16 protein-coding genes are annotated in these 18,582 nt (G+C 69.7%); 10 read left to right on the forward strand and 6 right to left on the reverse strand.

The features are described from left to right. Positions 1-60 precede the first annotated feature (60 nt). Together SB786_RS31285 and SB786_RS31290 are read left to right on the forward strand one after the other, a co-directional pair. Complete coding sequence (locus SB786_RS31285; protein ID WP_410730837.1) at positions 61-1,281, forward strand: class I SAM-dependent methyltransferase; 1,221 nt, start codon at positions 61-63, stop codon at positions 1,279-1,281. A gap of 23 nt (positions 1,282-1,304) precedes the next feature. Further along, positions 1,305-2,630: a DUF72 domain-containing protein gene (locus SB786_RS31290; RefSeq protein ID WP_410730838.1), complete on the forward strand. Its 1,326-nt coding sequence runs from the start codon at positions 1,305-1,307 to the stop codon at positions 2,628-2,630. 49 nt (positions 2,631-2,679) lie between these two features. Here SB786_RS31290 and msrA read toward each other — a convergent pair whose 3' ends face one another. Then, positions 2,680-3,240 (reverse strand): peptide-methionine (S)-S-oxide reductase MsrA, encoded by a 561-nt coding sequence (gene msrA, locus SB786_RS31295; RefSeq protein ID WP_126228397.1) that lies wholly within the window; start codon positions 3,238-3,240, stop codon positions 2,680-2,682. Positions 3,241-3,809: 569 nt separating this feature from the next. Between msrA and SB786_RS31300 the strand changes: the two genes are divergently transcribed. From SB786_RS31300 to SB786_RS31310, 3 genes are all read left to right on the forward strand, one after another. Then, entirely contained in the window at positions 3,810-5,216 is a 1,407-nt protein-coding gene (locus tag SB786_RS31300; RefSeq protein WP_410730839.1) for a selenium-binding protein SBP56-related protein, read from the forward strand. Continuing rightward, complete coding sequence (locus SB786_RS31305) at positions 5,213-5,878, forward strand: hypothetical protein (RefSeq protein WP_410730840.1); 666 nt, start codon at positions 5,213-5,215, stop codon at positions 5,876-5,878. Before SB786_RS31300 ends, SB786_RS31305 begins: the two co-directional genes overlap by 4 nt. Positions 5,879-6,152: 274 nt before the next feature. Further along, positions 6,153-6,662, forward strand: a complete 510-nt coding sequence (locus tag SB786_RS31310) for a flavin reductase family protein (RefSeq protein ID WP_410730841.1) — start codon at positions 6,153-6,155, stop codon at positions 6,660-6,662. Here the strand turns inward: SB786_RS31310 and SB786_RS31315 are convergent. After that, a complete protein-coding gene (locus tag SB786_RS31315; RefSeq protein WP_006477992.1) occupies positions 6,649-7,149 on the reverse strand; it encodes an Lrp/AsnC family transcriptional regulator in 501 nt (166 codons plus the stop codon). The two genes, SB786_RS31310 and SB786_RS31315, sit on opposite strands and share 14 nt — an antisense overlap. Before the next feature lie 130 nt (positions 7,150-7,279). On the opposite strand from SB786_RS31315, the gene kynB reads away from it, so the two are divergent. From kynB to kynA, 3 genes are all read left to right on the forward strand, one after another. Next, complete coding sequence (gene kynB / locus SB786_RS31320) at positions 7,280-7,921, forward strand: arylformamidase (RefSeq protein WP_410730842.1); 642 nt, start codon at positions 7,280-7,282, stop codon at positions 7,919-7,921. A 25-nt stretch (positions 7,922-7,946) separates the two neighbouring features. Next, positions 7,947-9,200 carry a kynureninase gene (gene kynU / locus SB786_RS31325; protein WP_410730843.1) on the forward strand — a complete coding sequence of 418 codons (1,254 nt, stop codon included), beginning with the start codon at positions 7,947-7,949 and terminating at the stop codon, positions 9,198-9,200. A gap of 81 nt (positions 9,201-9,281) precedes the next feature. Next, on the forward strand, positions 9,282-10,208 hold the full coding sequence (gene kynA, locus SB786_RS31330; protein ID WP_034177043.1) for a tryptophan 2,3-dioxygenase: 927 nt from the start codon (positions 9,282-9,284) through the stop codon (positions 10,206-10,208). A gap of 21 nt (positions 10,209-10,229) precedes the next feature. On the opposite strand, the gene SB786_RS31335 is transcribed toward kynA, so the two are convergent. From SB786_RS31335 to mdlC, 4 genes are all read right to left on the reverse strand, one after another. After that, entirely contained in the window at positions 10,230-11,627 is a 1,398-nt protein-coding gene (locus SB786_RS31335) for an MFS transporter (protein WP_410730844.1), read from the reverse strand. Between the two features lie 264 nt (positions 11,628-11,891). Further along, on the reverse strand, positions 11,892-12,836 hold the full coding sequence (locus SB786_RS31340; RefSeq protein ID WP_410730845.1) for a ketopantoate reductase family protein: 945 nt from the start codon (positions 12,834-12,836) through the stop codon (positions 11,892-11,894). A gap of 13 nt (positions 12,837-12,849) precedes the next feature. Then, positions 12,850-14,301 carry an aldehyde dehydrogenase gene (locus tag SB786_RS31345; RefSeq protein ID WP_410730846.1) on the reverse strand — a complete coding sequence of 484 codons (1,452 nt, stop codon included), beginning with the start codon at positions 14,299-14,301 and terminating at the stop codon, positions 12,850-12,852. A 29-nt stretch (positions 14,302-14,330) separates the two neighbouring features. Next, the gene (mdlC, locus tag SB786_RS31350; protein ID WP_410730847.1) at positions 14,331-15,938 is read right to left on the reverse strand and encodes a benzoylformate decarboxylase; all 1,608 of its coding nucleotides are present in this window, start codon (positions 15,936-15,938) and stop codon (positions 14,331-14,333) included. Positions 15,939-16,037: 99 nt separating this feature from the next. Between mdlC and SB786_RS31355 the strand changes: the two genes are divergently transcribed. Both SB786_RS31355 and dalD read left to right on the forward strand, forming a co-directional pair. Then, positions 16,038-16,958 (forward strand): LysR family transcriptional regulator, encoded by a 921-nt coding sequence (locus SB786_RS31355; RefSeq protein ID WP_410730848.1) that lies wholly within the window; start codon positions 16,038-16,040, stop codon positions 16,956-16,958. 175 nt (positions 16,959-17,133) lie between these two features. After that, positions 17,134-18,528 carry a D-arabinitol 4-dehydrogenase gene (gene dalD, locus SB786_RS31360; RefSeq protein ID WP_410730849.1) on the forward strand — a complete coding sequence of 465 codons (1,395 nt, stop codon included), beginning with the start codon at positions 17,134-17,136 and terminating at the stop codon, positions 18,526-18,528. Positions 18,529-18,582 lie beyond the last annotated feature (54 nt).

Raw genomic sequence — 18,582 nt, forward strand, 5'->3', positions numbered from 1 at the left:
AGCGGGCGCCGGTCAAGATACTTGGCTGTATTCGATTCAACGAACAAACGGAGAATCCAAATGTTCTGGGAAAAGAAGCTGGCACAGTGGGCGGATGAAGTACGGGCGAAGGCGAACATACCGGCGCGCCTCGTGCTGTGGAACGGCGATCAACTCGATTTCGGCACCTTCACCGCGCCGCAGGTCACGCTGAAAGTCAACAGCGCGTCCGCGTTGCCGCTCCTGCTCGAACCGAGCCTCGACAATCTCGGCGAGGCGTACGTGAAGGGCAAGATCGACATCGAGGGCAGGCTGTCGGACATCATCAACATCAGCTACTCGCTCGCTCGCAGCACGGTCACGAGCGCCAGCAAGCTCGCGCGCGTGAAGCGCTACTTCAATCATACGAAGAACACCGACAGGAAGGCGATCCAGTATCACTACGACGTCTCGAACGAGTTCTACCAGCTGTGGCTCGACGAGAACATGGTGTACTCGTGTGCGTACTTCGAGAACGGCGACGAGGATCTCGCCACCGCGCAGATCAAGAAGATCGACCATATCCTGACGAAGATCCAACTCGAGCCCGGCCAGCGCCTGCTCGACATCGGCTGTGGCTGGGGCGCGCTCGTGCTGCGCGCCGCGCAGAAGTTCGGCGCGACCTGTCTGGGCGTGACGCTGTCGCAGAACCAGTTCGATCTCGCGACCGCGCGCGTGAAGGCCGCCGGGCTCGAGGACAAGATCGAGATCCGCCTGCAGGACTATCGCGAGATCGACGGCCAGTTCGACCGCATCACGAGCGTCGGGATGTTCGAGCACGTCGGCCGCAAGAATCTCCCGCTCTATTTCTCGCGCGTGCATGACCTGCTCACCGACGACGGCATCGCGATGAATCACGGGATCACGTCGACCGACGCCGAAAGCGGCGAGACGGCGCTCGGCGGCGGCGAATTCATCGACCGCTACGTGTTCCCGGACGGCGAGCTGCCGCACATCAGCCTCGCGCTCGAAGCGGCGCAGCGCGGCGGGCTCGAGGCGATTGACGTCGAAAGCCTGCGGCGGCACTATGCGCGCACGCTCGAGATCTGGACCGAGAACTTCGAGACGAAGGCGGAACAAGCGCGCGCGCTCGTCGACGACGAAAAATTCCGCATCTGGCGCGTGTACCTCGCCGGTTGCGCGTATGCATTCGAGCACGACGACGTGTCGATCTTCCAGATCGTGTGCCGCAAGGCCGGACGCAGCGCGAAAACGCTGCCGTGGTCGCGGCGCTATATGTACGAACACACGCTGCCGCGCTAGGCGGCACTTCACGCTGGGCACGCATGGGTGACGGCAGGACGCGGCGCACCACGCCGCCGCAACGACAGCAGCGCGACGAACCGGACGGGTCGCACGCCGACGGGCAGTTCGACCTGTTCGGCGCGTCGCCCGACGACGCACGCGCGGCGGCTCCGCCCTTGGACGACGACACGGCTACCGGTGCCAGCGACCGCGTGACGCCGAGCGAGCACGATGCTGCGCCACCGGCAAAGTCGCCTGCGCGCGCGGGCCGTGCGTCGCCTCGCCCTTCCTCCGACGACCAGGCACCGGAACCATCCGCCGCCTCGGGCCTGCTGTGGGACGAACCGTCTCTGCCGGCCGCACCGCCGAAGAAGAGCACGCGCCGGCGCGGCGTGCCGCCCGCACCGGTTTCCGCGGAAGTCGCCGACGCGGCTGCCGCCCTGCCGCCGAATGTGCGGCTCGGCACGTCGTCGTGGTATTTCCCCGGCTGGGACGGCATCGTCTACGACGGCGATTTCGCGCAGACGAAGCTGTCGCGCGAGGGGCTCGAGGCGTACGGCGCGCATCCGCTGCTGAAGAGCGTGAGCCTCGACCGGTCGTTCTACGGCCCGCTGTCGGTGGCCGACTACCTGCGCTACGCACAACAGGTGCCGGACGACTTCCGCTTCGTCGTGAAGGCGCCGGCGTCCGTCACCGACGCGGTCGTGCGCGGCCGGCGCGGCGAGCCGTCGGGCCCGAACCCGACCTTTCTCGACGCGCAGCTCGCCACCCGGGAATTCGTGCAGCCGTGCATCGAAGGGCTCGGCAAGAAGGCCGGCGTGCTGGTGTTCCAGTTTTCGCCGATGCCCGATCAACTGCTCGTCGAACCGGCCGCGCTGATCGACCGGCTGTCGGCGTTCTTCGCGGCGCTGCCGCCGCTGCCGCCGGACGCCGACGGCACGCGCTACGCGATCGAGATCCGCGACGCGTGCCTGCTGACGCCGCGCTTCATCCGCGCGCTCGCGACGCTCGGCGTGCGCTACTGCGTCGGCCTGCATGCGCGGATGCCCGACCCGTTGCGCCAGGCCGCCGCGCTCGCGCTGCTCGACGGCGACGCGCCGGGGCCGCTGATCGTGCGCTGGAGCCTGCATGGCGGATTCAAATACGAACAGGCCAAGGCGAAGTACGAGCCGTTCGACAAGCTCGTCGACGAGGATCCGGCCACGCGCTCGGCGCTCGCCGAGCTGGCCGCGCGCTACGCGCTGGCCGGACAGCCGGTGATCATCACGATCAACAACAAGGCGGAAGGCTCCGCGCCGCTGTCGTGCGTCGCGCTCGCGCGCGAGATCGCCGCCGCGTGCGCGCAGTGGCGCAGCGAGGCGGCGTAGGGTTCGGCGGCGGCCGGGTAACGCCGCCGCCTGCGGGCTTGCCGGCCGATTACGCGCCGCGCAGCGACTTCAGCCGGTGCGAGAACTTCTGGCGGAATTTCGCGAGCTTCGGCCCGATCACGACCGAACAGTAGCCCTGCCCCGGATTGCGCGCGTAATAGTTCTGGTGATAATCCTCGGCCGGCCAGTAGTTGTCGTCGAGCGGCACGACCTGCGTGACGATCGGCTGCCCGAACACCTGCTCGCGCTCCAGTTCGCGGATCACGTCCAGCGCGACGTCGCGCTGCTCGTCCGAATGCGTGAACACGACCGAACGGTACTGCGTGCCGACATCGTTGCCCTGCCGGTTCAGCTGGGTCGGATCGTGCGTCGCGAAGAAGATCTCGAGGATCTCGCGATAACCGATGCGCGCCGGATCGAACGTCACGTTCACGACCTCCGCGTGACCGGTGTCGCCTTCGCACACGTCGCGATAGCCGGGATTGCGCATATGGCCGCCCGCATAACCCGACTGGACGGCCGTCACGCCGTCGACATCGAGAAACACAGCCTCCGTGCACCAGAAGCACCCGCCGCCCACGGTCGCGGTTTCAAGCATCTCGTTCACCATGAAATCATCACCTCGTTGATGACGGCGACCGCACGCAAGCGCGCCGGCGCCGCCGGTCCGTATCGCCGCTGCCCGGTTGCCCGGCGCGAAGCGGCACGCGTTCAAGTATCTCACTCGCGCGCGAATCGGGCAGAAACGCGCGCGTGCCACGCACCACCCGCGGTGCGTTTCTCGACTACACTTAGGCACGCTTGCCCGCGACGGCACACCGTCCCGGCTGCACGCAGCGTCCGATGCATGCCCGCCCCGATGCCAACATCATCCGCCGGAACATCGATATGCACGCCCCGACAGAAGTCGTCCGGATTGCCGCTCCGACCGCCGGTGCCCCGCGCGCCGGCACTTCCATCGCACCATTGCACCGCCATGCGTCCGTTGCGTCCGTTGCGCCACCTGCTTGGCGAGCCGGCGCACCGCGTTTCCCCGCTGTCCCGATCTGATGCACCGCACCGCGCGTCCTGCCACGCGTGCGGCCGCCGGTGCATGCGCATCACGCAACTGTTCGACCCGCACGTCCGCAACGAACGGCCGTGCGCCCGTGATCCGATACAACCGAGAGAGGCACCACGATGAGCATGCGGCCTGACCCGACATTTCACGCTTCGCCGGAACTCGCGATGCAGGCGCCGGCGGAAGCGTTCGCCTATACATTGTTGCTGAGCCCCGATTTTTCCAGACCCGACGCGCTCGCCGTGATCGACGTGAAGCCCGGCTCCACGACCTACGGCAAGATCGTGCACACGGTGACGATGCCGAACACCGGCGACGAGTTTCACCACTTCGGCTGGAATGCGTGTTCGTCGTCGCTGTCGCCGCTGACGGGCCACGCGTTTCTCGAGCGCCGCTTCCTGATCATCCCCGGCCTCCGCTCGTCGCGGATCTACGTGATCGACACGAAGCCGCACCCGACGCAGGCGCGCATCCACAAGATCATCGAACCCGACGAGATCTTCGCGAAGACCGGCTATTCGCGGCCGCATACGGTCCACTGCGGCCCCGAGGGCATCTACGTGAGCACGCTCGGCGGCGCGGGCAAGGACGGCACCGACGGCGCGCCCGGCATCTTCATCATGGACTGCGAGACGTTCGACGTGCTCGGCCGCTGGGAAATCGACCGCGGCCCGCAGGACAAGCATTACGATTTCTGGTGGAACCTGCCGCGCGACTACATGGTGTCGAGCGAATGGGCGCTGCCGCCGCAGTTCGAGAACGGCATCGTGCCGGAGGACCTGCTCGCGAACCGTTACGGCCACCGGCTGCATTTCTGGGACCTGCGCGCGCGGCGCAACGTGCAGACGATCGATCTCGGCGCGCAGCACCAGATGGCGCTCGAGGTGCGGCCCGCGCACGATCCGGTGCGCGAATACGGGTTCGTCGGCGTCGTGGTCGACACGACCAATCTGGAAGGGTCGATCTGGACCTGGTGGCGCGAGGACGGCCAGTTCCATGTGAAGAAGACCGCGACGATCCCGCCGGAGCCGGCCGCGGCCGACGAGTTGCCGCCGCTGCTGCAAGGGTTCGGCGCGGTGCCGCCGCTCGTGACCGACATCGACCTGTCGCTCGACGACCGTTTCCTGTACGTGTCGTGCTGGGGCACGGGCGAGATGCGCCAGTACGACGTGTCGGATCCGCATCACCCGGTGCTCGCGGGGTCGGTGCGCATCGGCGGCATCGTGCGCCGCGCGCCGCACACGAACGGCCGTGCATTCGCGGGCGGCCCGCAGATGGTCGAGATCAGCCGTGACGGCCGGCGCGTGTACTGGACCAACTCGCTCTACTCGACGTGGGACGATCAGTTCTATCCGGACGGCGTGCCAGCCGCGCAGGTGCTCGCGCATGTCGGGCCGGAGGGTGGGCTGACGCTCGCCGACGACTACTGGGTCGAGTTCCCCGACGGCTATCGCGCGCACCAGATCCGGCTCGAGGGCGGCGACTGCTCGACCGACTCGTTCTGCTATCCGTCGGTCAAGCGTTGAGCGCCAGCCTCTCCGCGCCGCTCGCGCTGTGGGCGGCCGTGCTCGCGAGCGGCGTCTATCACGGACTCAACCCGGCGATGGGCTGGCCGCTCGCAGTGTCGAACGCGCTGATGACGCGCCGCGGCGGCGCACTGCTCGCGGCGCTCGGCTATCTCGCGCTCGGCCACGCGCTCGCTGTCTTCATGGTGATGCTGCCGTTCGGGCTGCTCGCCGCAATGCTCGCGTGGCAGTCGGCGATCCGGATCGGCGCGAGCGCGCTCGTGATCGGCTTCGGCGCGGTGCTGCTGATCCGTCGTCGCCACCCGCGTGCGCTTGCGCGGATTGCGCCCGCGCGGCTCGGGCTGTGGTCGTTCGCGATCGCGCTCGCGCACGGCGCGGGACTGATGCTGGTGCCGATCTATCTCGGGCTCTGCGGGCTCGACCGGGATGCCGGCCATCGCGCGGCGGCCGCGCTCGTCGACGCGCATCTCGGGATGGCCCTCGTCGTCGCGGCCGTGCACGCAGCCGCGATGATCGGCGCGGGCGGCGCGCTCGCGTGGCTCGTGTATCGCTATCTGGGGCTGAAGTTCGTCGCGCGGAGCTGGTTCAACCTCGACGCGGTGTGGGCGTCGAGCCTGATTCTGACGGGTGCGCTGTCGCTCGGGCTGGCGGCGGCGCGCTAGCATCGGGCGCACGGCGCAGCCGCGAATCACGCGCGGCAAAACGCGACGGAACCGGCGCTCCGCCTTGATCGCTACGCCGCGCGACAGTGTTCGCTACCTCACGCTCGCCCCGCAAGGCGCCGTCCGCACGGGCCCGGCGGTCGCGATTCCGCTAAAATCGGACCATGCGCACCCCTTCCCAACCAGCCGCCCCGGCCTTGTCGCCTTTCGTCCGCCGCGCCCGTTGCATCCGCCGCGCGCCGCGCCCGTCCGTTTCGTTCCGGATGGCCGCCCGATGAACCACGCCAACCCGCCGGATTTCGATTCCGCCGCATTCCGCCAGGCGCTCGCCCAGTTCGCAACGGGCGTCACCGTCATCACGACGCAGGCGCCGTCCGGGCAGTTGATCGGCATCACCGCGAGCTCGTTCAACTCGGTGTCGCTGGATCCGCCGCTCGTGCTGTGGAGCCTCGCGCACAAATCGGCGTCGACGCCGGTGTTCCGCAGCAACAGCCATTACGTGGTGAACGTGCTTGCGGCATCGCAGATCGACCTGTGCAAGCGCTTCTCGACCTACAAGGGCGACCGCTTCGAAGGCATCGCGCACGTGGCCGGCAACTCGGGCATGCCGGTGCTCGACGGTGCGCTCGCGTGGTTCGAATGCCACAACCGCAGCCGCTACGACGAAGGCGACCACGTGATCTTCGTCGGCGAAGTGGAACGCTGCGGCGTGCGCGCGGTGTCGGATACCACGCCGCCGCTCGTGTTCCACGGCGGCGGCTTCCACGGCCTCACACCGCTTTGATCGCCCCGGTGCGCGCCAATCCGACCGGCGCGCCCGCTTCGTCCTTCAGCGTCTGCAGCACGATGTTCGAACGGATGTCCATCACGCCCGGCGCCTTGTAGAGCCGGTTCAGCACGAAATCCGAATAGTGCTTGAGGTTGTGCGCGAGCACGCGCAGCAGATAGTGGCTCTCGCCCGTCACGACGAACGCGCCGACCACCTCCGGCCATTCGCGCAGCGCTTCCGCGAAGCGCTCGTGCCATTGATTCTCTTCGTTGCGCATCGACACCTGCACGAACGCCTCGAGCTCGAAGCCGAGCTTCTCGCGGCTCAGGCACGCACGATAGTGTTCGATGACGCCCTGCTCCTCGAGCAGGCGCATCCGGCGCAGACAGGCCGACGGCGAAAGCGAGATGCGTTCGGCCAGGTCGAGATTGCTGATTCTGCCCTCCTCCTGCAGTACCGCCAGAATCCTGCAGTCGGTGGCGTCGAGCGTGATCGCGTGCATTTTTGGTCCCCGTTTTCCCTCTCATTCGAATTATCTGCCAATCCGGCGGATTGTCCATGTTTATTTCGCAAGCACTTTCTGCGAGCGTCCACCTATCATTCGAAGGATCGATTCACCGATTCGTCATGCCATGGACACACTCTGGGACATCTCGCCGCCCGTCAGCCCCGCCACCCCCGTGTGGCCGGGCGATACGCCCGTTTCCGTCGAACGCGTGTGGCGGATGGAGGCCGGCTCGCCGGTCAACGTCGCACGCCTGACGCTGTCGCCGCATACGGGCGCGCACTGCGACGCGCCGCTCCACTATGACGCCGACGGCGCGCCGATCGGCGCGGTGCCGCTCGATACCTATCTCGGCCCGTGCCGCGTGATCCACTGCATCGGCGCAGCGCCGGTCGTGCGCCCGGCCGATATCGAGGCCGCGCTCGACGGCGTGCCGCCGCGCGTGCTGCTGCGCACCTATGCACGCGCCAGCGTCGAGCAATGGGACAGCGGCTTCTGCGCGGTCGCGCCCGAGACCGTCGACCTGCTCGCCGCGCGCGGCGTGAAGCTGATCGGCATCGACACGCCGTCGCTCGACCCGCAGGAATCGAAGACCATGGATGCGCATCATCGCGTGCGCGCACACCGGATGGCGATCCTCGAAGGGATCGTGCTCGACGACGTGCCGCCCGGCGACTACGAGCTGATCGCGCTGCCGCTGAAGTTCGCGACGCTCGACGCGAGCCCCGTGCGTGCGGTGCTGCGCGCACTGCCCACCCATTCCTCCTGATTACCCGATCCACTGACCCGACATCATGATCAAGACCCGTGAAGACGCGCTCGCCCTCGACCGCGACGACCCGCTCGCCGCGCTGCGCGACCAGTTCGCGCTGCCCGACGGCGTGATCTATCTCGACGGCAACTCGCTCGGCGCACAGCCGCGCGCATCCGCCGCCCGCGCGCAACAGGTGATCGACGCCGAATGGGGCGAAGGCCTGATCCGCAGCTGGAACACCGCCGGCTGGTTCGCGCTGCCGCGCCGCCTCGGCGACAAGCTCGCGACGCTGATCGGCGGCGCACCGGGCGAGACCGTCGTGACCGACACCATCTCGATCAACCTGTTCAAGCTGCTGTCGGCGATGCTGCGTCACCAGGCCGGGCGCGCGCCGGAGCGCCGCGTGATCGTGTCGGAGCGCTCGAACTTCCCGACCGACCTGTACATCGCGCAAGGGCTGATCGAGCAGCTCGGCGGCGGCTACGAGCTGCGCCTGATCGACGATCCGGCCGACCTTCCCGACGCGCTCGGCGCGGACACGGCCGTCGCGATGATCACGCACGTGAACTACCGCACCGGCTACATGCACGACATGTCGGCCGTCACGCAGCTCGTGCACGACGCGGGCGCGCTGATGCTGTGGGATCTCGCGCATTCGGCCGGCGCGGTGCCGGTCGACCTGAACGGCGCGCATGCGGACGGCGCGGTCGGTTGCACGTACAAGTACCTGAACGGCGGCCCCGGTTCGCCGGCGTTCGTGTGGGTGCCGCAGCACCATCACGCGCATTTCTCGCAGCCGCTGTCGGGGTGGTGGGGCCACCGCGCACCGTTCGCGATGCAGCCGGGCTTCGCGCCCGATCCGGGCATCGCGCGCTTCCTGTGCGGCACGCAGCCGATCGTGTCGATGTCGATGGTCGAATGCGGGCTCGACGTGTTCCTGCAGACCGACATGCAGGCGATCCGCCGCAAGTCGCTCGCGCTCACCGATGCGTTCATCGCACTCGTCGAAGCGCGCTGCGCGGGCCTGTCGCTGAAGCTCGTCACGCCGCGCGCGCATCACCAGCGCGGCTCGCAGGCGAGCTTCGAGCATCCGCACGGCTACGAGGTGATGCAGGCGCTGATCGCGCGCGGCGTGATCGGCGACTACCGCGAGCCGTACGTGCTGCGCTTCGGCTTCACGCCGCTCTATACGCGCTTCGCCGACGTGTGGGATGCCGTCGAGACGCTGCGCGACATCCTGACCACCGATGCGTGGAAGGCACCCGAGTTCGCCGAGCGCGGCGCGGTGACCTGATCGGCGTCGACCGGCGCGCGCAGGCCGCGCGCGCCGCGCCCCCGTCATTCAAATCTGGAGAGAGTCGTGAATTCTGGTCATATGCAGCCACCCGGCGACAATGCGCCGGCGGGCTGCCCGTTCTCGGGCGCACGCGCGGCCCAACCCGCTCATGAAGCGCCGCACGTGCCCGGCGATGCGGCGGGCGAAGCCGGCTGGCACGACGCGCAGCTCGATTTCTCGAAGTCGATGAGCTACGGCGACTATCTGTCGCTGAATTCGATCCTCGACGCGCAGCACCCGCTGTCGCCCGATCACAACGAGATGCTGTTCATCATCCAGCATCAGACGAGCGAGCTGTGGATGAAGCTCGCGCTGTTCGAGCTGCGCGGTGCGCTCGACGCGGTGCGCGGCGACGCGCTGCCGCCCGCGTTCAAGATGCTCGCGCGCGTGTCGCGGATCCTCGAGCAGCTCGTGCAGGCGTGGAACGTGCTGTCGACGATGACGCCGTCCGAGTATTCGGCGATGCGGCCGTATCTCGGCCAGTCGTCGGGCTTCCAGTCGTACCAGTACCGGCAGCTCGAATTCCTGCTCGGCAACAAGAACGTGCAGATGCTGCAGCCGCATGCGCACCGGCCCGACATCCTCGAGCAGGTGCGCGCGACGCTCGAGGCGCCGTCGTTCTACGACGAGGTCGTGCGCCTGCTCGCGCGGCGCGGTTTCCCGATCGCGCCCGAGCGGCTCGAGCGCGACTGGACGCAGCCGATGCGTCACGACGAAACGGTCGAGGCCGCATGGCTCGAGGTCTACCGTCACCCGCAGCAGCACTGGGAGCTGTACGAGATGGCCGAGGAACTCGTCGATCTCGAGGATGCGTTCCGCCAGTGGCGCTTCCGTCACGTGACGACCGTCGAGCGCATCATCGGCTTCAAGCAGGGCACCGGCGGCACGAGCGGCGCGCCGTATCTGCGCAAGATGCTCGACGTCGTGCTGTTCCCCGAGCTTTGGCACGTGCGCACGACGCTGTAACGCACGCCATGCGAGCGCGCGTCACGACGACGTGCGGGCCAGCTCCTCCCCGTCACGCGGCAACGCCCGTTCGTGCGCGAACCGCGGAATGTGCCGCCGCATCGCGAGCAGTGCGACGCACACCACGCCCATCGCGGCGGCCAGCATCGTCAGGTACGCCGTCGCGCCGCCCGCGGTGATCACGATCGCGCCCGCGAACGCGCTGAGGATCGCGCCGAGCCGGCCGAACGCAAGCGCGCCCGCAGTGCCGGTCGCACGCACCGCCGTCGGATAGATGTACGCGCAGAGCGCATACATCGTCGACTGCACCGCGTTGACGAACAAACCGTGCAGGCCGAGCCCGACGATCAGCCAGCCCGTGTGGCGTCCCGCATCGACACCCATCAGCCATATCGCGCTCGCCGCGCCGCCGACGCTGCACAGCGCGAGCGGCCAGCGCGAACCGGCATGCGTGATCGCCCACGCGCACAGCAGCGCGCCGATCACGCCGCCCAGGTTGTACGCGGTCAACCCCGAGCCCGCGACCGACACGCTCAGCCCGCTCGCGGCCAGCATCGTCGGCAGCCAGCTGAATGCCGCATACACGGCGAGCAGGCACATGAAAAATGCGCACCACAGCGCGATCGTGTCGCGCGCCTGGTGGCCGGCGAACAATGCGCCGAACCCGCCGCGTGCGCCGGGTGAGCGCGCATCGCGCAGATCGGTGAACACGGTGCCCGGCTCGACCGGCCGCTGCATGCGCGCGAGCAGCGCGCCGAGTTCCGGCCAGCGCGCGGGGCGGCGCGCCAGATAGCGCGGCGATTCGGGCAGCGCGCGCACCAGGACGAAACCGAGCACGAGCGGCAGCGCGCCGCCGGCGAAGAACAGCCCGCGCCAGCCGTAGCGCGGCAGCACCTCGTGCGCGAACAGTCCGGCCAGCATGCCGCCGAGCGGCACGCAGACGATCGTCGCCGTCACCATCATCGTGCGGCGCCGCGCGGGCGTGTATTCGGCCGTCATCGTCGTGGCGGTCGGCAGCGCGCCGCCGATCCCGAGCCCCGCGCAGAAGCGCAGGATCGCGATCGTCGCGACATCCGGCGCGAAGCCGATCGCGCAGGTCGCGACGCCGAACAGGAACACGCTGCCGATCACGGCCTGGCGGCGGCCGAAGCGATCCGCGACGATCCCCGCGCACGCGCTGCCGATGCCCATGCCGATCAGCCCGGCGGCCACCGCCGGCGCGAATGCACCGCGCGTGATCCCCCATTCGCGGATCAGCACCGGAATCGCGAAGCCGATCAACTGGCCGTCGAAGCCGTCGAGCACGATCGCGAGCGCGGCGAGCAGCACCACGCAACGCTGCATCGTCGTGAACGGCCCGTCGTCGAGCGTCGCGCCGATGTCGACCGCCGGCGGCTGCAATCCGTCGCGCGTGCTCATGCGGCCTCCCGGGTGCCGCGCATCGGCGGCAAGGTGCGCGAGCGGCGCGCGGCAAGACAACGGTATTCGATGCGTTTCATGGCGTCTCCTGTTGCCCGGGCTGACGCGCTGGCGCGTGCCCGGATCTCGTGCTGCGCGGCCGGTCGACGTCAATGCATCGGCGCCGGCCCCGGCATCCTGTCCAACCCATCCCGATCCGGCGGCGTCGCGTCACGCGGCGCGCGCGGATCGTCGTGCGGCGCAAGCCGGCCGCCGGCCCGATGCTCAGTCGAGCTGCGCGTCGATCAGCCGGACCAGCGCGAGCAGCGTCTCGACGTGCGGCACCGCGACGCCCGTCTCGCGCGCGGCCGCGACGACCTGACCGTTGATCGCGCCGATCTCCGTGCGGCGGCCCGCGAGCACGTCCTGCAGCATCGACGGCCGGTGGCCGCGATGCTCGCGGATCGCGTGCTCGACACTGCGCGCGATACGCTCGCCATCCACGGCGACGCCTTTCGCGCGCGCGACGGCAGCCGTCTCCGCGGCGATCGCGAGCGCGAGCCGCGGACCTTCGGGATCGCGGCCGAGCTGGTCGACCCTGCAGCCCGTCACCGCGCACAGCGTGTTGAGCGCCGCATTGAACGCGACCTTCTCCCAGATCGCGGCCCAGACGTCCGCATCGAGCGAACACGCGAGCCCGGCGCGCGACAGCGCGTCGGCCACGGCCGCCGCGAACGGGCGCGACGCGCCGTCCGCCGTCATCATGCGGATCGTGCCGTCCCCGTGCGAGCGCACGTGCCCGGCGCCCGCGAAGTCGGCCGGCCACGTCGTGACGCCGACCAGAATGCGCTCGAGCGGCACGAACGCGTTCAGCGCCTCAACGTTGCCGAGACCGTTCTGTAGCGTGAGCACGGATGTCCGCGGCGTCAGCAATGCGTGCACGCCTTCGAGCGCCGCGCAGGTGTGCAGCGATTTCGTGAACACGATCAGCAAGTCGAACGGGGCATCGGGCGCGGCGCCTGCCGCCGCATTCGCGGCTTCCGGCCGCACGGCCTGCAGCGTGCGGATGCGGCGTTCGCCGCGATCGTCGTCGATGCGCAGCCCGTCGCGGCGGATCGCATCGAGATGCGCGTCGTTCACGTCGATCAGCGTCACGGCTTCGCCGTGCTCGGCCAGCCGCGCGCCGAACAGCGAGCCCATCGCGCCGGCACCCAGAATCGCAATCCTCATCGTCGGTCGCCTCTCAGAACGGATAGTGGCGCGGCGTGGTCTGCACGGTGATCCAGCGCAGGTCCGTGAACGCGGCGATGCCGGCCTTGCCGCCGAAATGCCCGAAGCCGCTGTCCTTCACGCCGCCGAACGGCATCTGCGCCTCGTCGTGCACGGTCGGGCCGTTCACGTGGCAAATGCCCGACTCGATGCGCGCCGCGACGCGCATCGCGCGCGCGACGTCGCGGCTGAACACCGCCGACGACAGCCCGAACGCGTTGTCGTTCGCGCAGTCGATCGCGGCCGCCTCGCCGTCGACCCGTACGATGCCCTTCACCGGCCCGAACGACTCCTCCGCATAGATCCGCATCGCGGGCGTCACGCGATCGAGCAGCGTCGCCGGGAACAGCGTGGTGTCGGACTTGCCGCCGCACAGCAGCGTCGCGCCGTGCGCGAGCGCATCGTCGATCAGCGTGTTGCAGCGCTCGACGGCCTTCATGTCGATCAGCGAGCCGAGCACGACAGGCCCCTCGCGCGGGTCGCCGAGCGGCAGCGACGCGGCCCGCGCGGCGAGCTTCGCGACGAACGCATCGGCGATCGATGCGTCGACGACGATCCGCTCGGTCGACATGCAGATCTGCCCGGAATTCGCGAACGCGCCGAACGCGGCCGCCGCGACCGCCGCGTCGAGATCCGCATCGTCGAGCACGACGAACGGCGCCTTGCCGCCGAGTTCGAGCACCGACGGTTTCAGATGACGCGCGCACGCTTCGGCGATGATCCGCCCGACGCGCGTCGATCCGGTGAAATTCACGCGGCGCACGGCCGGATGCGCGATCAGTGCGTCGACGACGGCGCTCGCGTCCTCGGGCGCGTTCGTCACGAAGTTGACGACGCCCGGCGGCAGCCCGGCCTCCTGCAGCGCCTCGACGACCAGCCCGTGCGTGACGGGGCACAGTTCGGAGCCCTTGAGGACGATCGTGTTGCCGCACGCGAGCGGCAGCGCGAGCGCGCGCGTCGCGAGGATCACCGGCGCGTTCCACGGCGCGATGCCGAGCACGACGCCGGCCGGCTGTCGCACGCCCATCGCGAGCGAGCCAGGCACGTCGGACGGGATCAGCTCGCCGCCGATCTGCGTGGTCAGCGACGCGGCCTCGACGAGCCCGCTCGCGGCAAGCTGCACGTTGAAGCCGGCCCACAGCGCCGACGCACCGGTTTCGGCCGCCATCGCGGCGACGAACTGCTCGTGCTTCGCTTCGAGCGCGGCGGCCGCCTTCAGCAGCAGCGCGCGGCGCGCGCCGGGGCCGAGCGCCGCCCATTCGGGAAATGCGCGCGCGGCCGCATCGGCCGCCGCACGCGCATCGTCGACCGTGCACGCAGGCGCGGCCGACGCGACTTCGCCGTCGAGCGGATTGCGGCGCACGAAGGTCGCGCCGCTGGACGAGTGGCGGCGTTGGCCGCCGATCAGCATCGATACCGTTTGCATGAATTCTCCGGGACGACGCGCGATGCGCGTCAGGCAACCTCGACGTCGACGACGACGGGCGTACCGGCCCGCAGCGCATCCGTCAGCGTGTCGCGCAAGTGTGCGGCATCGGTGACGCGAATGCCGCGGCATCCCATCCCTTGCGCGAGCGCGACGAAGTCCAGGTCGGGCAGATCGGTGCCCTGCACCGGATCGTCGGGACCGAAACCGAACACGGGCGCGAAATCCTGCAGCGCCGCGTAGCGGCGATTGTTCAGGATCACGAACGTGATGGGCAGCTTCTGCTGCGCGGCGCTCCACAATGCCTGGACCGAATAGAGGCTCGAGCCGTCGCCGATCAGCCCGATCACGCGCTGCCCCGGCTGCGCGAGCGCGACGCCGACCGCGGCCGGCATCCCGTAGCCGAGCCCGCCGCTGTCCATCGTGTAGAACGTGCCGCTGCGCGTGAACGGCAGGTGCGTTTGCATCACCGGCCGCGCGCTCGGTGCCTCCTCGACGACGATGTCGTGCGCGTCGCGCAACTCGGCGAGCGTCTGCAGCGCGAACGCCACCGACATCCGCTCGCCGGCGGCCGGCGCTTCAGCGCGCGGGCGCGGCGGCCGCGGCGCGGGCATCGGCCGCTCGGGCGGCGCCGTCCGGGCCAGCAGCTCGCGTGCCGCGAGCCGCAGGTTGCCGACGACCGCGTCGCCCGACGGCGTCCACGCGGCGATACCCGGATCGTCGACGAGCTGCACGAGCGTGGCGCCCGGCGGCACATGCGGGCCGAAGCCTTCGACGTGATAGGTGAATGCGGGCGCACCGAACGCGAACACGAGGTCGTGCCCGTCGAGCCGCGCGACGATCTTCTCGCGGATCGCGGGCAGGAAGCCGGCGAACAACGGATGGTCCTCGGGAAAGCTGCAGCGCCCCGACATCGGCGCGGCGTACACGCTTGCGCGGTGCCGCTCGGCAAGCCGCACCACGTCGTCCCACGCACCAGCCCGATCGACGGCCGCGCCGACCACCAGCGCGGGACGCCGCGCGGCATCGAGCGCGTCGCCGAGCCGCGCGAGCGCGTCGGGATCGGGCCGCACGACGCTGCTCACGGCGCGGCGCGGCAGCAGCTCGGCCGGCTGGTCCCAGTCGTCCACCGGGATCGACACGAACACCGGCCCGCGCGGCTCCTGCATCGCGATCCGGTATGCGCGCGCGATCGCGGCCGGCACGTCCTGCGCACGCGCGGGCTCGATGCTCCATTTCACGTACGGCTTCGGCATCTCGGCGGCCTGCGTCGCGCCGAGGAACGGATCGAACGGCAGGATCGCGCGTGCCTGCTGGCCCGCGGTGACGATCAGCGGCGTGCGGTTCCTGAACGCGGTGAACAGGTTGCCCATCGCGTTGCCGACGCCGGCCGCCGAATGCAGATTGACCACCGCCGCATTGCCGGTGGCCTGCGCATGACCGTCCGCCATCCCGACCACGACGGCCTCCTGCAGGCCGAGCACGTAGCGGAAATCGGCGGGGAAATCGCGGAACATCGGCAGCTCGGTCGAGCCGGGGTTGCCGAACACGCGATCGATGCCGAACTGGCGAAACAGGTCGATGACCGCGTCGCGGACGGTGATCGGGGCGGCGGATTGGGACGGGGTGCCGGACATGCTCGGGCGTCTCCTCGGTGGCTTGGCGGTTTCCACAGTATCGAAGCGCGGGTCATTCTCGGATACTGTATTTTCTGCGAAAAGCCATTACGATTCGGCATGACTTTCGATCTCCGTCAATTGCGTGCTTTCACCACCATCGTCACGTGCGGCAGCCTGGGCCGCGCGGCCGACGCGCTGCACGTCACCCAGCCGGCCCTCAGCCGGATCCTGAAACGGCTCGAGGATCAGGTCGGCGCGCCGCTGTTCGAGCGCCACTCGAAAGGCATGCAGCTGACCGCGTTCGGCGAGGCACTGCTGCCGCACGCGACGCTGCTGCAGCACGAGGCCGAGCACGCCCGCGAGGAACTCGATGCGCTGCGCGGCTTCGCGAAGGGCACGATCAAGGTCGGCACGGTGGGCAGCATCGCGAGCCTCGTGCTGCCGGTCGCGGTCGGCCGCGTGCTCGACCGCTGGCCGAACCTGCGCGTCGAGATTCTCGAAGGCGTGTGGGACCGGCTCGCGGAGGGGCTGAACAAGCACGAGATCGATCTCGCGCTGTCCGCGCACGGGCCCGACACCGACGAGATCGTCGCGATTCCCGAGTGCCGCTGGGAGGATCGCAGCCATATCGTTGCGGCGCCGCACCATCCGCTGCGCGCGCTCGGACGCGCGCCGACGCTCGCCGACACGCTGCACGGGCGCTGGGCGGTTCCGCCGCGCGGCACCGCGCCGTTCGACCACATGCGCGCGACCTTCGACGCGCACGGGCTCGCGCTGCCCGACATCGCGGTCGAGACGCGCTCGGTCACGACGCTGAAGAGCCTCGTCGCGCATGCGGGCTTCCTGAGCTGGATGGCCGAACCGATGTACGGCGCCGAACGGCGCGCCGGCACGATCGACACGCTGCCGGTGCGCGAAGTGGTCGCGGTACGCACGCTCACCGCGTTTCGCCGCCGCCACGGAATCCTGCCGGGGCCGGCCGGCAAGCTGCTCGACGAACTCGTCGCGCTCACCCGCGCTGCGCGCGACGCACGCTGACGTCCGTCCTCCCGCCCCGCAGCGCACCATCGAAATGCGGCGTCGCCGCCTTGACTTTCGTTCGCCCGAATACGATCATTCGCTCACATGATGAGCAAATGATCGTATTCGACGGCGGGGCTCGCGGGTGCTGCAGCCAGGCCGCCCGGAATCCGATCGCGACAGGAGACACCGGATGACCGAATCGCCCTCCGCCCGCACGCCCGTGCTGCTGCACATCGGCGCAGGCTCGTTCCACCGCGCGCACCAGGCGTGGTATCTGCATCGCGTGAATGCGGCCGTGCCGGCCGGCGAGCGCTGGTCGCTGACGGTCGCCAACATCCGCGACGACATGCGCGCGACGATGGACGCGCTCGCCGCGCAGCACGGCGCGTACACGCTCGAGACCGTCACGCCGCAAGGCGAGCGCGCGTACGAGACGATCCGCGCGATCTCGCGCGTGCTGCCGTGGTCGATCGACCTCGCCGCGCTGATCGACGCCGGCGCCGACCCGGCGTGCCGCATCGTGTCGTTCACCGTCACTGAAGGCGGCTACTACCTGGACGAACACAACCGACTCGATCTCGCGAACGCCGATCTCGCGGCCGACCTGCAGGGCGCGCGCACGACGCTGTACGGCGCGCTCGCGGCGCTGCTCGCCGAACGCGTGGCGCGCGGCGCGGGCCCGCTCACGCTGCAGAGCTGCGACAACCTGCGCAACAACGGCGCGCGCTTTCGCGCGGGCATGCGCGAATTCCTCGAACGGCGCGGCGAGGCCGGCCTGCTCGCGTGGTTCGATGCGAACGTCGCGACGCCGAGCGCGATGGTCGACCGCATCACGCCGCGCCCGACCGCCGACGTGCGCGAACGCGTGCGCGCGGCCACCGGCGTCGACGATGCGTGCCCGGTGATGGGCGAATCGTTCATCCAGTGGGTGATCGAGGACCGCTTCGCGGCCGGCCGGCCGCGCTGGGAGCTGGCCGGCGCGGAACTGGTGGACGACGTGCACCCGTACGAGGAAGCGAAGATCCGCATCCTCAATGCGACGCACAGCTGCATCGCGTGGGCCGGCACGCTCGCGGGCCACACGTACATCCATGAGGGCACGCACGACGCGGCGATCCGCCGCTTCGCGCACGACTACGTGACGCAGGACGTGATCCCGTGCCTCAGCCCGAGCCCGCTCGACCTCGAACGCTATCGCGACGTCGTGCTCGAACGCTTCGGCAACCCGTACGTGCTCGACACGAACCAGCGCGTCGCGGCCGACGGCTTCTCGAAGATTCCCGGCTTCATCGCGCCGACGCTCGTCGAATCGTTCGCGCGCGGCGCGGTGCCGGTCGCCACCGCGGTGCTGCCGGCGCTGTTCCTGCGCTTTCTCGAACGCTGGGCGCGCGGGCTGCTGCCGTATGCGTACCAGGACGGCGTGATGGATGACGGCACCGCGCGGGCGATTGTCGAAGCGGACGACCCGGTCGTCGCGCTGTGCGCGAGCCGCGCGCTGTGGGGCTCGCTTGCCGGCAACGCCGCGCTGTACGACGCGCTGCGCGCCGGGCTCGCGCGCGTCGACGCGTGGCTCGCGCAGCGCTGAGGCGCGGCCCCCCCGGCCCTCTCCCGGCGGCCAGCACGCGCAAGCAGCCGCGCA

The organism is Burkholderia sp. SIMBA_062, from assembly GCF_046534765.1.
Taxonomy (GTDB): Bacteria; Pseudomonadota; Gammaproteobacteria; order Burkholderiales; family Burkholderiaceae; genus Burkholderia; species Burkholderia ambifaria.

Excerpts from the sequence above, each read along its gene's own strand:
- SB786_RS31285 (WP_410730837.1), top strand. The coding sequence starts at position 61 with ATGTTCTGGGAAAAGAAGCTGGCACAGTGGGCGGATGAAGTACGGGCG.
- SB786_RS31290 (WP_410730838.1), top strand. The coding sequence starts at position 1,305 with ATGGGTGACGGCAGGACGCGGCGCACCACGCCGCCGCAACGACAGCAG.
- msrA (WP_126228397.1), bottom strand. The coding sequence starts at position 3,240 with ATGGTGAACGAGATGCTTGAAACCGCGACCGTGGGCGGCGGGTGCTTC.
- SB786_RS31300 (WP_410730839.1), top strand. The coding sequence starts at position 3,810 with ATGAGCATGCGGCCTGACCCGACATTTCACGCTTCGCCGGAACTCGCG.
- SB786_RS31310 (WP_410730841.1), top strand. The coding sequence starts at position 6,153 with ATGAACCACGCCAACCCGCCGGATTTCGATTCCGCCGCATTCCGCCAG.
- SB786_RS31315 (WP_006477992.1), bottom strand. The coding sequence starts at position 7,149 with ATGCACGCGATCACGCTCGACGCCACCGACTGCAGGATTCTGGCGGTA.
- kynB (WP_410730842.1), top strand. The coding sequence starts at position 7,280 with ATGGACACACTCTGGGACATCTCGCCGCCCGTCAGCCCCGCCACCCCC.
- kynU (WP_410730843.1), top strand. The coding sequence starts at position 7,947 with ATGATCAAGACCCGTGAAGACGCGCTCGCCCTCGACCGCGACGACCCG.
- kynA (WP_034177043.1), top strand. The coding sequence starts at position 9,282 with ATGCAGCCACCCGGCGACAATGCGCCGGCGGGCTGCCCGTTCTCGGGC.
- SB786_RS31335 (WP_410730844.1), bottom strand. The coding sequence starts at position 11,627 with ATGAGCACGCGCGACGGATTGCAGCCGCCGGCGGTCGACATCGGCGCG.
- SB786_RS31340 (WP_410730845.1), bottom strand. The coding sequence starts at position 12,836 with ATGAGGATTGCGATTCTGGGTGCCGGCGCGATGGGCTCGCTGTTCGGC.
- SB786_RS31345 (WP_410730846.1), bottom strand. The coding sequence starts at position 14,301 with ATGCAAACGGTATCGATGCTGATCGGCGGCCAACGCCGCCACTCGTCC.
- mdlC (WP_410730847.1), bottom strand. The coding sequence starts at position 15,938 with ATGTCCGGCACCCCGTCCCAATCCGCCGCCCCGATCACCGTCCGCGAC.
- SB786_RS31355 (WP_410730848.1), top strand. The coding sequence starts at position 16,038 with ATGACTTTCGATCTCCGTCAATTGCGTGCTTTCACCACCATCGTCACG.
- dalD (WP_410730849.1), top strand. The coding sequence starts at position 17,134 with ATGACCGAATCGCCCTCCGCCCGCACGCCCGTGCTGCTGCACATCGGC.